The 13,240-nt window shown below is 50.6% G+C and carries 10 protein-coding genes; 3 read left to right on the top strand and 7 right to left on the bottom strand.

Features of this window, described 5'->3' with window-relative positions; translation table 11 throughout:
- Window positions 1-63: 63 nt before the first annotated feature.
- Together J3B89_RS19670 and J3B89_RS19665 are read right to left on the bottom strand one after the other, a co-directional pair.
- A complete protein-coding gene (locus tag J3B89_RS19670; protein WP_215399341.1) occupies window positions 64-312 on the bottom strand; it encodes a hypothetical protein in 249 nt (82 codons plus the stop codon).
- Window positions 313-514: 202 nt separating this feature from the next.
- On the bottom strand, window positions 515-1,795 hold the full coding sequence (locus J3B89_RS19665) for a nitrate regulatory protein (RefSeq protein ID WP_215399340.1): 1,281 nt from the start codon (window positions 1,793-1,795) through the stop codon (window positions 515-517).
- A 439-nt stretch (window positions 1,796-2,234) separates the two neighbouring features.
- Here J3B89_RS19665 and J3B89_RS19660 point away from each other — a divergent pair, with 439 nt between their 5' ends.
- Both J3B89_RS19660 and J3B89_RS19655 read left to right on the top strand, forming a co-directional pair.
- A complete protein-coding gene (locus J3B89_RS19660) occupies window positions 2,235-3,089 on the top strand; it encodes a formate/nitrite transporter family protein (protein WP_215399339.1) in 855 nt (284 codons plus the stop codon).
- Window positions 3,090-3,091: 2 nt separating this feature from the next.
- A complete protein-coding gene (locus J3B89_RS19655) occupies window positions 3,092-4,819 on the top strand; it encodes a bifunctional protein-serine/threonine kinase/phosphatase (protein ID WP_215399338.1) in 1,728 nt (575 codons plus the stop codon).
- Here the strand turns inward: J3B89_RS19655 and cobA are convergent.
- From cobA to nirB, 3 genes are all read right to left on the bottom strand, one after another.
- Window positions 4,816-5,685 carry a uroporphyrinogen-III C-methyltransferase gene (cobA, locus tag J3B89_RS19650; protein ID WP_215399337.1) on the bottom strand — a complete coding sequence of 290 codons (870 nt, stop codon included), beginning with the start codon at window positions 5,683-5,685 and terminating at the stop codon, window positions 4,816-4,818. The genes J3B89_RS19655 and cobA overlap by 4 nt on opposite strands.
- A gap of 68 nt (window positions 5,686-5,753) precedes the next feature.
- Complete coding sequence (nirD, locus tag J3B89_RS19645; protein ID WP_215399336.1) at window positions 5,754-6,116, bottom strand: nitrite reductase small subunit NirD; 363 nt, start codon at window positions 6,114-6,116, stop codon at window positions 5,754-5,756.
- A gap of 1 nt (window position 6,117) precedes the next feature.
- A complete protein-coding gene (gene nirB, locus J3B89_RS19640; protein WP_215399335.1) occupies window positions 6,118-8,679 on the bottom strand; it encodes a nitrite reductase large subunit NirB in 2,562 nt (853 codons plus the stop codon).
- Between the two features lie 380 nt (window positions 8,680-9,059).
- On the opposite strand from nirB, the gene J3B89_RS19635 reads away from it, so the two are divergent.
- The gene (locus J3B89_RS19635) at window positions 9,060-10,112 is read left to right on the top strand and encodes a GGDEF domain-containing protein (protein WP_215399334.1); all 1,053 of its coding nucleotides are present in this window, start codon (window positions 9,060-9,062) and stop codon (window positions 10,110-10,112) included.
- Window positions 10,113-10,181: 69 nt separating this feature from the next.
- Here J3B89_RS19635 and glyS read toward each other — a convergent pair whose 3' ends face one another.
- Both glyS and glyQ read right to left on the bottom strand, forming a co-directional pair.
- Complete coding sequence (glyS, locus tag J3B89_RS19630; RefSeq protein ID WP_215399333.1) at window positions 10,182-12,239, bottom strand: glycine--tRNA ligase subunit beta; 2,058 nt, start codon at window positions 12,237-12,239, stop codon at window positions 10,182-10,184.
- Window positions 12,239-13,159, bottom strand: a complete 921-nt coding sequence (gene glyQ / locus J3B89_RS19625) for a glycine--tRNA ligase subunit alpha (RefSeq protein ID WP_215399332.1) — start codon at window positions 13,157-13,159, stop codon at window positions 12,239-12,241. The genes glyS and glyQ overlap by 1 nt, the downstream gene beginning before the upstream one ends.
- Window positions 13,160-13,240: the final 81 nt, after the last annotated feature.

Genomic DNA, 13,240 nt, shown 5'->3' with positions numbered 1-13,240 from the left:
TTGCGTATAGTTTGTTGGCCTTAGCTGACCCTGCTTTTCGAACCGACAGGTTCGGGTGATGTATCAGGAGCCGCTGGAACCATCAAATGGTGGTTTAAGTAACTCAGCAAGCGGAATGTTTACATTACCGGCAGCTTCCTCTTGCTGATAAAGATCTATAAGCTTCGCTAGTTCAAGCTCAAACATATATGAACTTTCTTCATAATCGTCAGCATCAACAGTGGCTGATTGTGACAAAAAGTCATTGTATTTAATTGCTGTTTGCAGCGCTTGAATACAGACAGATAAGGATCTAGCGTCTAAAGCTAACACAGATAAACCCCAATATGTTTAATTTTAATTAACACAATTAAAACACAAAAACCGCAATTTAGCGAACTTTTTGTAGATGCTGTAGGCGTTTTCGGCAGGGTGTGCAGTATCGTGACTTTTTAGCAGATTATTATCAATATTTTCGGGCCGGCTGTGGCAGGAATGATAAAAGCCAAACCGCTTTATCGGTTACTCACTCTTTCTATTCTTTTGCTTTATGCAAAGCATTAACCACAGCGGCGGCGACGTCGGCTATTTTGCATTGTTGCTGCATCGCGCTTTGCTGTAACTGGCGGTAAGCTTGTTCTTCTGTAAGTTTTTTATGCTGCATTAACAATAATTTGGCGCGGTTTGTCAGTTTTTGCTCGCCAATGGCCCGGCGTACATCAGCTAGTTCAGTATGCATCTGGCGGATATGTTGTGCTTGTTCCGACAATAACTGATAAAACGAACGGCTGGGAGCTTTTACGCTGTACTCCTCGCTGGTTTGCGGTAAAACCGAGGCGCCATACAAACCCGGCATACTGGGGTCGATTAATAAGGTTAAACCAGAGCTGGCTGGCAAGTCTGTCAGCTCGGTTAGCTTATGCCGGTGCTGCTGTAGCTGCTGCTGAGCGGCGGTTACTGTAGCAGAGGTGAGTTGCTGCAAATCAGCTGTCAGCAACGCCTGTAACTGGTGCATGGCGTCCATACGATCGGTGGCAAACTGATACCAAAGATCGCTGACTGCCGGCACCAGCATTGTCGAACCAGGCAGTTGCTGCAGCATAGTTCTGAGTTGTTGCAGCTGTTTAGCCGCACTACTTTGCTCCAGCTGTTGCCACTGCTGCTGTTGTGCACTACTGGCAAACTCAAGAAAAACAGCCGCGCTGTGTTGTTGTGCCTGCTGCAGTAATAATAAACGCCCGGCCAGTTCTGAACTTACCTGGCCGGAAGCAAAACCCATAGCGCCCCACGCCCTTTCCTGACCGGCATATTCTTTGGTTTGCAGTAGGTTAAATAAGGCTACCAGTACGCGGGTAATGCTGGCATCACAGGCCAGATCGGCCGCTTCCAGTACCACCGCCAGCCAGGCCGCAATTAACCGGCTGTAAGCCTCTGTGGCTTGTAACGGGGTTATCTTTTGCTGCTGTATCTGTTCGCGCAGCGCCGCCAGATGATCCATGCCCTGTAATGCCAGACAAATATCGCTGAGTAAACGGCTGCTGTTGCACGGCTGCTGGGCATGTAAGTACTGCTGCTCAAGCGCTGCGCGTAGCTGCTGCTCTGCAATACTGCTGTGCTGCAACTGTTGCTGGCGCTGCCGGGCAAATAACCCGCAGCCGGAGGCAAGAAAAATATTGCTGATACCCCGCTCACGTTGTAGCTGGTGCACCAGTTCGCTAATGCCGGTTACCAGCTGACAGCTGGCCGAAAGCTGCAACAGCGCTTTTATTTCTGCCTGTTTCGCGGCCAACAAAAACTGCGCGGTTGAAGGGTTCATACATCACACAATAAAGTTTTTGGTGTTAAGGTCTAGCAATGCTTGTTCCATACCCGCATTTAACCGCTGCCAGTTGCTGTCAGCCGTGCGTTTCTGGCTGCATCAGCGCCAGTTGATAACAAAATAAAATAACGGTAAGCGCCCCAAATTAGTGCAAAAAGCAGGCGATTATGCACAGCTATGGCCCCTACGGTTACCGCCCCGTTAAAAGCACAGTATTAAAAACCAATGTAAATTAGCCAATTAAGTAAAAAAGTCAGGCTGGCATTAAAGTTGCTGTTTAAATATGGCAGAGGTGCCAGGCACCTCCGGACAAAAAAACAGTTTCTGGACAAAGGCGTCCCGTGATCGGCTGATAATACAGCATGATCCGGACGCCTTTTTTGTTGTGCAAAAAACAGCAACTGAATAATTAAACATAACGGGAAAAGGTGAACCTATGGCTTATTTAGTTCCAGCCGAGTTTGTGACCAAAATGGTTGATGCCGGCGAAGCGAAGATTTTTATGTCTACCCGCGATACACTGATCCGCTCTTATATGGCGGGTGCCATCCTGGCCTTAGCAGCAGTATTTGCGATAACCGTAGCGGTGCAAACGGGCTCCTTTTTAGTTGGCTCTATGTTGTTTCCGGTTGGCTTTATTATGTTGTACCTGATGGGGTTTGATCTGCTAACCGGTGTTTTTGTGCTGACACCATTGGCCTTACTGGACCGCCGCCCCGGTGTTACAGTCAAAGGGGTATTACGCAACTGGGGGCTGGTATTTACCGGCAACTTTGCCGGCGCTTTAACAGTAGCTGCCATGATGGCGTTTATTTTAACCATGGGCTTTCATTTAGAGCCCGATGCAGTAGGCCAGAAACTGGCCGGTGTCGGTGAAGCCCGCACTTTAGGCTATGCTGAACATGGCACCGTGGGCTGGCTGACCATTTTTTTGCGCGGCATGTTATGTAACTGGATGGTGTCAATGGGCGTGGTTGGCGCCATGATCTCCACCCATGTCAGTGGCAAAGCCATTGCCATGTGGATGCCAATTATGTTGTTCTTTTTTATGGGCTTTGAGCACTCAGTGGTGAATATGTTTTTGTTCCCCTTCGCCATGATGATGGGCGGTGATTTCTCTATCATGGATTATATGATCTGGAACGAAATACCTACGGCGCTAGGTAATCTGGTTGGCGGTTTGGCTTTTACCGGCCTGACACTGTACAGCACGCACTATAAAACAGCGCCTAAACGTAATCTGCTGCCAACTGCAGCAAACCGCAGCACTACAGATCTGGCCAAAGTCTGACCATGTCATTGCAAGTATCCATTGGCCAGTACAGTAGTGCTGGCCGTAAAACGCTGAACCAGGATTGGTTTGGTGCTTGCCTGCCCACAGAGCCACAGTTAAGTAATAAAGGTATAGCGCTGGCGGTTGCCGATGGTATCAGTAGCAGTACCGTTAGCCAGATTGCCAGCGAAACGGCGGTAAAAAGCTTTCTCAGCGACTACTACTGCACCAGCGACGCCTGGTCAGTGCCGCATGCCGCCTTGCAGGTGTTAAAGGCCAGCCATAACTGGTTATATGCGCAAAACCGCAATGGCCCTTTTTGCTCAGATCCGGATAAAGGCTATGTTTGTACTTTTAGTGCGCTGATCCTGAGGCAACGCCATGCACATATACTGCATGTGGGTGACAGCCGGATTTATCTGTGGCGCAACCAGCAACTGGAACAACTGACGCGGGATCACCGGGTATGGCGTGGCAGCAGCAGTTTTTTAAGCCAGGCACTTGGGGCTGGCGCAGTGCTGGAGCCCGATTACCATAGCCTGCCGTTGCTGGCAGGTGATGTATTTCTGCTGGCGACAGATGGCTTATTTGAAGTGTTATCACAGCCGCAGCTAATGGCGCTGCTTGAACCCTTGCAGCCTAATCCAGAGTTACCGGGTGCAGAACAAGCAGATTTAGCAGAACTGGCGCAGCAACTGGCCGACACCGCTTTAACCGCAGGCAGCAAAGATAATATTACTCTGCAGCTGGTGCGTATTAACACCCTGCCTGCCGACAGCCGTTTACCGGCCTGCGTAGATCAGCAACTGCCGGTACCGCCGGTGCTGCAACCAGGCGATACGCTGGACGGTCTGCAAATAATACGGCCACTGCAACAAAGCAACCGCAGCCATGTGTATCTGGTGCAGGACAATCCAACAGCAACACTGCTGGTGCTAAAAGCACCGTCGATAGATTTAGCCGGGCAGCCCGATTATCTGGAGCGGCTGCTGCGCGAAGAGTGGATAGCCAAGCGGGTGAACAGTGCTAACGTATTGCGCCCGGCCAGCATCAACAGACCACGCACCGCCTTGTATACGCTGTTTGAATATATTGATGGCCAAACCCTGCGCCAATGGCAGCTGGACCATCCCAAAGCCACACTGGAGCAAATACGCAGCCTGACAGAACAAATTGGCAAAGGCTTACAGGCGTTGCACCGCAGTGAAATATTGCATCAGGATTTACGGCCACAAAACGTTATGGTTACGCCTCAGGGCAGCGCTATCATTATCGACTTTGGCGCGGCCCGGCTGGCCGGTTTACAAGCAGATGACGAAGTAGCCGGCGACATTCCGGGCACCGCTTTATATAGTGCACCGGAATATTTTCTGGGAGCACCAGGCAGTACACGCTCAGATCTGTACTCTCTGGCGGTGCTAACCTATCAGCTGCTGTCGGGGCGCTTTCCTTACGGGCCTGAGATTGCCCGGCGCAGAAGTTTAACAGCACAGAAAAGGTTGCAGTATCAGTCTGTGTTATCTGCCGACAGCGAACTGCCCGCCTGGCTGGATAAGACACTGGAAAAAGCCCTGCAGCCTGACCCCAACCAGCGGTATCAGGCATTGTCTGAGTTTTTATATGATTTACGCCACCCCAATGCTAAGTTTCAAACGCCGCAAAGCCTGATAGAGCTGCATCCGCTGTGGTTCTGGCAAAGCTGCTGTCTGCTGCAATGCCTGCTTATATTATGGTTGCTGGCAAGCTAGGCGACAGCCTTAGCCTGCAGCAAACTTACATCTACTGTCATACGCTGGTGTAACACCTCGCCAATCACAATCAGGGTCGGGCCGCATAGCGGGCTGGCCGCTAAGCGCTGGCTGATATCAGCCAGCGTGCCCTGTAGCTGCTGTTGCTGAGTGGTACTGACCTGATCCAACAGCGCTATAGGGGTATTATCCGGCCAGCCGGCAGAGACCAAACCGCCACACAATTGCTGCAAGCGGTTTAACCCCATATACACCACCAGCGTTGGATTAGTACCGTTAATACGGTACTGATAACCAGACCAGTCGGGCTGTTTGGCCGGATCAGCAAACTGCGCGGTTAAAAACTGCACGGATGTAGCACTGCCGCGGACAGTTAGCGGAATACCGCAATAGGCAGAAGCAGCGCAGGCGCTGGTAATACCCGGCACTATGGCAAAGGCAATACCGGCCTGTTGCAAAGCGGCGGCCTCTTCAGATACCCGGCCGAAAATCGCCGGGTCACCGCCTTTTAACCGCACCACTAAACCACCTTGCTGGCCGTACTTTACCAGCAATTGGTTTATATCTTGCTGTGACATAGCATGCCGCCCGGCTCTTTTGCCAACAAATACCTTTTTGCAACGCCGTGGTGCCAACGCCAGCAGCTCAGCCGATACTAAACTGTCAAACAGCAGCACGTCAGCCTGCTGCAATAATCGCAAGGCTTTCACTGTTAACAGTTCAGGATCGCCAGGCCCGGCACCTATCAGTACTACCCGGCCCTTGCTATCAGGCTGTTGTAATTCAGCTTTAGCGCTGCGCCAGTTCCAGCCGGATACTACAGAACGGCTTAGTGGTGAACGTAAAAAATAGCTCATCACACTCATTATGTTTACCTTTCCAGTTAACCTTGTCCTTTGCCCTTTTAACCAGCCCTTTATGTCAGGTTAGTTAATCAGGCAGCTGATGCCTGTTGATTTTGTTGTCCGGCATTCAACCACACTCTGCCCTGTTGCAGCTTTACCCGATAAACCGGGATCACTACGTCAGGTTGTTCTAAACACCGGCCTGTAGTCAGGCTAAAGTGTTGTTTATACAAAGGTGAAGCGACCACTATCTGCTCACCTACAGAGCCTAAAATCCCCCGGGACAGCACGTTAGCACCGCCAATCGGATCATAATTACCCACAGCGAATACCCTTCGTTCTTGAAGCTGCAACTCCAGCAAAAACACAGCCACTTGCTGGCCATTGAGCAAAGCGCAAATGCCGCTGTTTTCGACTAAATCTTCAACAGCACAAATATCCGTCCAGGCCATATTAGTTCTCCTCGGCTAAAGCCTTTACAGGCAGTTCTGTGATGGGGATTTGTTGTAACCACTGGCGTTTTTCTGCTGCTGTAGCCGGGCGGATTTGCGAGCGTTCTTCAACAAAAACGATGTTTTCGTCGGCATCCGGGCTGTTTACAAACTGGCGGAAGCGTTTTAGTGCCTGCGGGTCTTGCAAAGTGGCTTTCCATTCACAGGCATAAGTATTTACCAGTGCTGCCATCTGGTTTTCCAGCTCAGCTGCTATACCCAGCTCGTCATCGATAATAACTTTGCGCAGATACTCCAGGCCACCATCGAGCTTTTCCATCCAGACTGACGTACGCTGCAAGCGATCGGCCGTGCGGATGTATAACATCAGAATGCGGTCGATATAGCGGATTAACGTCTCGGTATCCAGATCAGTGGCAAATAAGTCAGCATGGCGTGGTCTCATACCACCGTTACCACAAACATACAGGTTCCAGCCGTTTTCGGTGGCAATAATGCCAATGTCTTTGCTTTGTGCTTCGGCACATTCGCGGGTACAACCCGACACCGCCATTTTAATTTTGTGCGGTGCCCGTAAACCTTTATAACGGTTTTCAATCGCTATGGCCTGGCCAACACTGTCTTGCACGCCATAACGACACCAGGTGCTGCCGACACAAGACTTTACCGTGCGCAGCGACTTACCGTAAGCATGGCCGGTTTCAAAACCGGCATTAACCAAACGCTGCCATATGGCAGGTAGTTGCTCTAAACGGGCACCAAATAAGTCGATACGCTGGCCACCGGTAATTTTGGTGTAGAGGTTAAAATCCAGCGCCACCTGGCCTATTACCAGTAGTTTTTCGGCAGTAATTTCGCCACCGGCAATACGCGGTACTACTGAATAAGAGCCGTCTTTTTGCATATTGGCGAGAAAAGCGTCGTTGGTGTCCTGCAAACCGACATGTGGTTTTTTCAGCACATAATCATTCCAGCTCGATGCCAGAATAGAGGCTACTGTCGGCTTACAAATATCGCAGCCTAACCCCTGCCCGTGGCGGCTTAACAGTTCAGCAAAGGTTTTAATGCCGCCCACCTGCACCAGATGCAGCAACTCCTGACGCGAATAAGCAAAGTGTTCACACAGATGATTTTTCACCTCAACACCACGGCTTTTCAGCTCGTCATCCACCACAGATTTCAGCAAAGCCGTACAACCGCCACAACCTGTGCTGGCTCTGGTGCAGCTTTTAATACCGGCTAAATCACAGCAACCACTGTCCATCGCCGCGACTATGTCGCCTTTGGCGACGTTATGGCAGGAGCAAATAGTGGCGCTGTCAGGTAAGGTTAACGCGGCTATAGGCGCGCCGGAAGCTGCAGGTAAAATCAGTTGTTCCGGTTGTTTGGGCAGCGGCATATCATTTAAGGCATATTGCAGCAGGTTGTCGTAGTTGCTGGTATCGCCTACCAGCACAGCACCCAGCAAACGCTTACCGTCAAAGCTTACCACCATTTTTTTATACACCTGGGCACGAGGGTCGATAAACACATAACTTAACGCGCCGGGCGTTCTGGCATGCGCATCACCAATAGACCCAACCTCTACCCCCAGCAATTTCAGCTTGGTGCTCATATCTGCACCGGTAAAGCTCAGCCCGCCACCGGTAAGCTGGCTTACCACCACCCGTGCCATCTGGTAACCAGGTGCCACCAGGCCAAAAATCTTTTGCTGCCACAAAGCACATTCACCTATGGCATAAATATGCGGGTCGGAAGTCTGGCACCGGTTATTAACCACTATGCCGCCGCGCTCACCCACAGCTAAACCACAGCTACGCGCCAACTGATCATAAGGCCGGATCCCAGCGGAAAACAGCACTAAGTCTGTCTCTAAACTGTCTCCATCAGCAAACTGCAACTGATAACGGCACTGCGCGCCAGCTACTATTGCCTGAGTCGCTTTGCCGGTATGTACCTGTACACCCAGTTCAGTAATTTTCTGCCTGAGCATCTGGCCGCCGCTTTGATCCAGCTGCACTGCCATCAGTTGTGGTGCAAACTCCACCACATGAGTTTGTAAGCCAAGTTGTTTTAGTGCGTTAGCCGCTTCCAGCCCCAGTAAGCCACCGCCAATAACCACCCCTACTTTGCTGAGCGCAGCGCTTTGCGCTATGGCCTCTAAATCCTGCAACGTGCGGTACACCAGACAATGCGGCTGGTCATTACCGGCAATTGGCGGTACAAAAGCATAAGAACCCGTTGCCAGCACCAGCTCGTCGTAATAAAACTGCCCGCCCTGGCTGGTCACTACCAATTGCTGCTCGCGGTTAATTTGCTCCACCCAGCAGTTCAGGCAGTACTGAATATTGGCTGCCTGGTAGGCCTCTTCTGTAGTTAACGCCAGTTGCTCTGCACTGGTGCCGCTGAAATAACCGGATAAATGCACTCTGTCGTAAGCCAGTTGAGCTTCGCCACAAAGCACGGTGATCTGCGCTAACGGGTCTTTAGCGCGTAACTGATCAACAAAATGGTGCCCCACCATGCCATTGCCAATCACCAGAATTTGTTTGGTCTGCTGCATTTTTAAGTCCTTAAGGCGTTTAGCGGCTATTACTACCGGTAAATTTTGCCCATAAAAAAACCCAGGCCTGAGCCACCAAAAAAGGCGGTCAGATCCTGGGCTTCGTTGCCCGTATCAGGCAAAGCCTGACACTTCAATTTAAATTGTTTCAGCATCAACCCGGGTTGATATTGCTGATCAAACACTCATACAAGCACAGCACAAAGAATGCCAGTTTTTATATAATTGATTTACTTAGCATAATATTTAACCAGCTACTTTCTTATACTTATATTGCCTTGCAATAGTGCAAACAAGCACCAGATTGGGGCTAGCCTCGCCAACTACCCGGCGAAAATTTGTGCTAGCATCATATATAAACCCGAAGTCAGGGGCTGTAGTTGCAAACATCGTCAGGTAAGCATTACACGAAACAAGCGCAGAATATTGACGACCGCAGACGGCATTATATTCTGGCTTTTGTCAGCTATATCACCAGCGCTATCATGTTTGTTTATGGCATTAAAAACATTCATGCCGAACAAGCACTGCTACCTGTTATTCTGTTTGGCACCGCTCTGGCATTTTTGCTGAATATTCTGTTGTTTCATCTTAGCCATAATCTTGAGCGCGCCTGTATCATTGAGGCCGTTCTGGTGGGCAGTTTTGTGCTTAGCCTGGTATATCAGGGCGGTTTTAATAATACCGCCCTGTACTGGGTATTTCCGTTTCCGGCTATTTTGTTCGGTTTACTGGGTGTACGTAATGCCCTGCTGAGTAATGCGCTGTTGCTGCTGGTGCTAAGCGTAATGTTGTTTGTGCCCGAACTTATTCTGGCGCAGTATAAAGATGCTGAAGCCAGCCGCTTTATTGCCTCTTTGCTAATTGTTATTACCGTATGCTGGATTAACGATCATTACCGTGAGCGTAGCCATCAGGCCATGGATTTACTGCAACAAAGCAAAGAGATACAAGCCAATACTGACTCCCTGACCGGATTAGCCAACCGCCGCTTTATTGACTCAAGCCTGCTGCCAAGCCTGGCACAGCAACCAGGTCAGTTTTTTCCGCTGGCGCTGATAATGTGCGATATCGACCATTTTAAGCAGCTCAATGATCGCTTTGGCCACAACGCCGGTGATGAAGTATTAAAAGCGGTGGCCGCTTTGTTTGATCGTAACCTGCGGCAAAACGATATTGCCAGCCGCACCGGCGGCGAGGAGTTTCTGCTGGTTTTACCGCATACCAGCCGTGCTGATGCCTTTTTAGTAGCCGAGAAAATCCGCCTGCAGTTTGAGCGCAGCAGCATGTTGGCGAATAATCCTGAGTATAAGGTCAGCGCCAGCTTTGGTGTCGCTGTGTGCGATAGCGCCGGCAGCTTTCAGGACGCGGTTAAACTGGCTGATCAGCAAATGTACCTGTCTAAGCACAATGGCCGCAATCAGGTAAATTAAGTTAACCGTTGGCTCTCAGCAATAAAAAAGCCAGCTAAATGCTGGCTTTTCCAGATTTATTTCAATGCTTTATTGCAGTACAGAAATATCGGCCACCTGTAAAAACAACTCGCGCAATTGCTTTAACAGCGCCTGGCGGTTGGCCCGCACGGCGGCGTCATCGGCATTTACCATTACTTTGTCGAAGAAGTTGTCGATAACCTCACGCATTGAGGCTAAGTGCGCCAGACCTTCGGCATAGCTGTGCCGGCCAGCCTGATACGCCTGCTCGGCTACTATGGCGCTGTGCAGTGCCTGCTCGGCTTTTTCCTGCAGCAAAGCGCTATTTACCCTACTGGCAATATCGCCCTCTACTTTAGCCAGTATATTGGCCACCCGCTTATTGGCGGCGGCTAAGGCTGCTGCAGCGTCCAGCTTACCAAACTCTGCTACCGCCTTAACGCGGCGGTCAAAGTCTGCCGGGTTAGTTGGCCGGCGTGCTAATACCGCCTGGATCACATCTACACTGTAACCCTCGGCTTCATACCAGGCACGGAAACGGCCGAGCATAAAGTCGAGCACTTCTTCTGCCACTTTGGCGTTGCTTAACTTATTGCCAAAGGTTTGTTGGCTAACAGCAATAATATCCACCAGATCCAGCGGCAGTTGTTTTTCTACCATAATGCGCAGTGCACCTATGGCGGCGCGGCGCAATGCAAACGGGTCTTTGTCGCCTTTCGGCGCCTGGCCGATGCCGAAAATACCCACTAAGGTATCCAGCTTGTCGGCAATGGCCACGGCGGCACCTTCTAACCGTGTTGGCAGTTGGTCACCGGCAAAGCGCGGCATATACTGTTCATTCAACGCCAGTGCTACGGCTTCGCCTTCGCCATCCAGCCGGGCATAGTGCATGCCCATAATGCCCTGTACTTCGGGGAACTCACCAACCATATTGGTCATTAAGTCTGCCTTGGACAGTAAACCGGCACGCCCAGCTGCGTGAATGTCAGCATCAATTTTCAAAGCAACAAAACAGGCGACCGTACTGATACGCTCTGACTTTTCTGCCAGCGTGCCCAATTGCTGCTGAAACAGTACCGTTTTTAAGCTGTCTAAGCGCTGCTCCAGCTTTTGCTTGCGATCGGTATTAAAGAAGAACTGCGCGTCAGACAGCCGCGGCCGCACCACCTTCTCATTACCTGCGATAATTTGCTGCGGATCTTTACTGGCAATATTGGCGACAAAGATAAACTTGTTCAGCAGCTTGCCGTTTTGATCCAGTAGCGGGAAGTACTTCTGGTTGTCTTTCATGGTAGAAATTAACGGCTCGGCCGGTACCTGCAGAAAGCTTTCTTCAAAGCTGCCCACTAACACCACCGGCCATTCTACCAGGGCGGTAACCTCTTCCAGCAAAGCATCGTCCATCAGTGCCTGGCCGTTAAGCGTGGCAGCGGTTTTCGCTACTTCTGCGGTAATAAAGGCTTTGCGCTCGGCAAAATCTGCCACCACAAAAGCTTTGCGCAAGTTTGCCAGATAGTCATCAGCATGGTTAACCGTGACTTTTTCCGGCGCATGAAAACGATGGCCATGGGTTTGGTTGCCACTAGCGCGGCCCAGAATAGTGGCCGGTACCACATCTTTGCCGTACAACATAATAATGGTATGTACCGGGCGGATAAATTCAGCCGTAGAGTTACCCCAGCGCATTGGTTTGGCAATTGGCAATTTAGCCAGTGCCTGCTGCACCACTTCAGGTAATAACGTTACGGTAGCAGCGCCCACTACTTTGGCTTTATGCAGCAGCCAGGCGCCTTTATCGGTTTCCAGCTTTTCGGCTTGCTCTACCGTTATACCGCAACCGGCAGCCCAGCCCTGGGCTGCTTTAGTCGGTTTGCCATCAGCATCGTAGGCACTGCTTAATGCCGGGCCGCGTTTTTCAACAATCTTATCAGCTTGTTGCGCAGTTAACGCATTAATGCGCACGGCTAAACGACGCGGTGCGGCATACCAAAGAACGTCAGCGTGGCTTAATTCCAGTTTGGCCAGCTCAGTACTCAGGTTATCAGCAAAGGCGCTGGCCAGCGTTTTTAATGACTTAGGTGGCAGCTCTTCGGTGCCAATTTCAACAAAAAAATCTTGCACCGACATTATGCCTCCTTGCTGTGCTGGTTGTTATTGCATAGTGGGAAGCCCAGCTTCTCACGCGTGGCGTAATAGGCTTCTGCACAGGCCTTAGCCAGTGCCCGTACCCGCAGAATATAGCGCTGGCGCTCGGTTACCGAAATAGCATGGCGGGCATCAAGCATATTGAAAGCGTGTGAGGCCTTCATCACTTTTTCGTAGGCAGGTAAAGCCAGGCCTTGCTCAATTAAGTACTGGCTTTCTTTTTCACACTGGTCAAAGTAACTAAACAATGCAGCAACGTCGGCGTGTTCAAAGTTGTAAGTACTTTGTTCTACTTCATTCTGGTGAAAGACATCGCCATAGGTTACCCGGCCCAATGGGCCGTCGGTCCAGACCAGATCGTAAATAGAATCAACGCCCTGAATATACATTGCCAGGCGCTCTAAGCCGTAGGTAATTTCGCCGGTAACCGGGCGGCACTCTAAGCCACCCACCTGCTGGAAATAAGTAAACTGGGTAACTTCCATACCGTTTAACCATACTTCCCAGCCCAGGCCCCAGGCGCCCAATGTCGGCGATTCCCAGTTGTCTTCGACAAAGCGGATATCGTGTACCAGGGTATCAATACCCAGTTCACGCAGCGAGCCTAAGTACAGTTCCTGAATATTGTCCGGTGATGGTTTTAAAATTACCTGAAACTGATAATAGTGCTGTAACCGGTTCGGGTTTTCACCGTAGCGGCCGTCTGTTGGCCGGCGACACGGTTGCACATAGGCCACATTAGTGGGTTCCGGCCCCAGTGAGCGTAAAAAGGTCATAGGGTGGAAAGTGCCGGCACCTACTTCCAGATCCAGTGGCTGCACCAATACACAGCCCTGCCGCGCCCAGTAATCCTGTAAGGCCAGTATTAACCCCTGGAAGGTTTTAATATCGTACTTATGCATGCGAGTGACTCACTGAAAAAATGACTGGAAAGTATACTTGGTTGTGGCGGCGATCTGTAGGGTCAGAACCGGCTTTTGGCA

Origin of the sequence: Rheinheimera oceanensis, from assembly GCF_018831085.1 — a bacterium.
Taxonomy (GTDB): Bacteria; Pseudomonadota; Gammaproteobacteria; order Enterobacterales; family Alteromonadaceae; genus Alishewanella; species Alishewanella oceanensis.
Note: the sequence above shows the minus strand (reverse complement) of the source record. Positions and strands in the feature narration are given on the sequence as shown.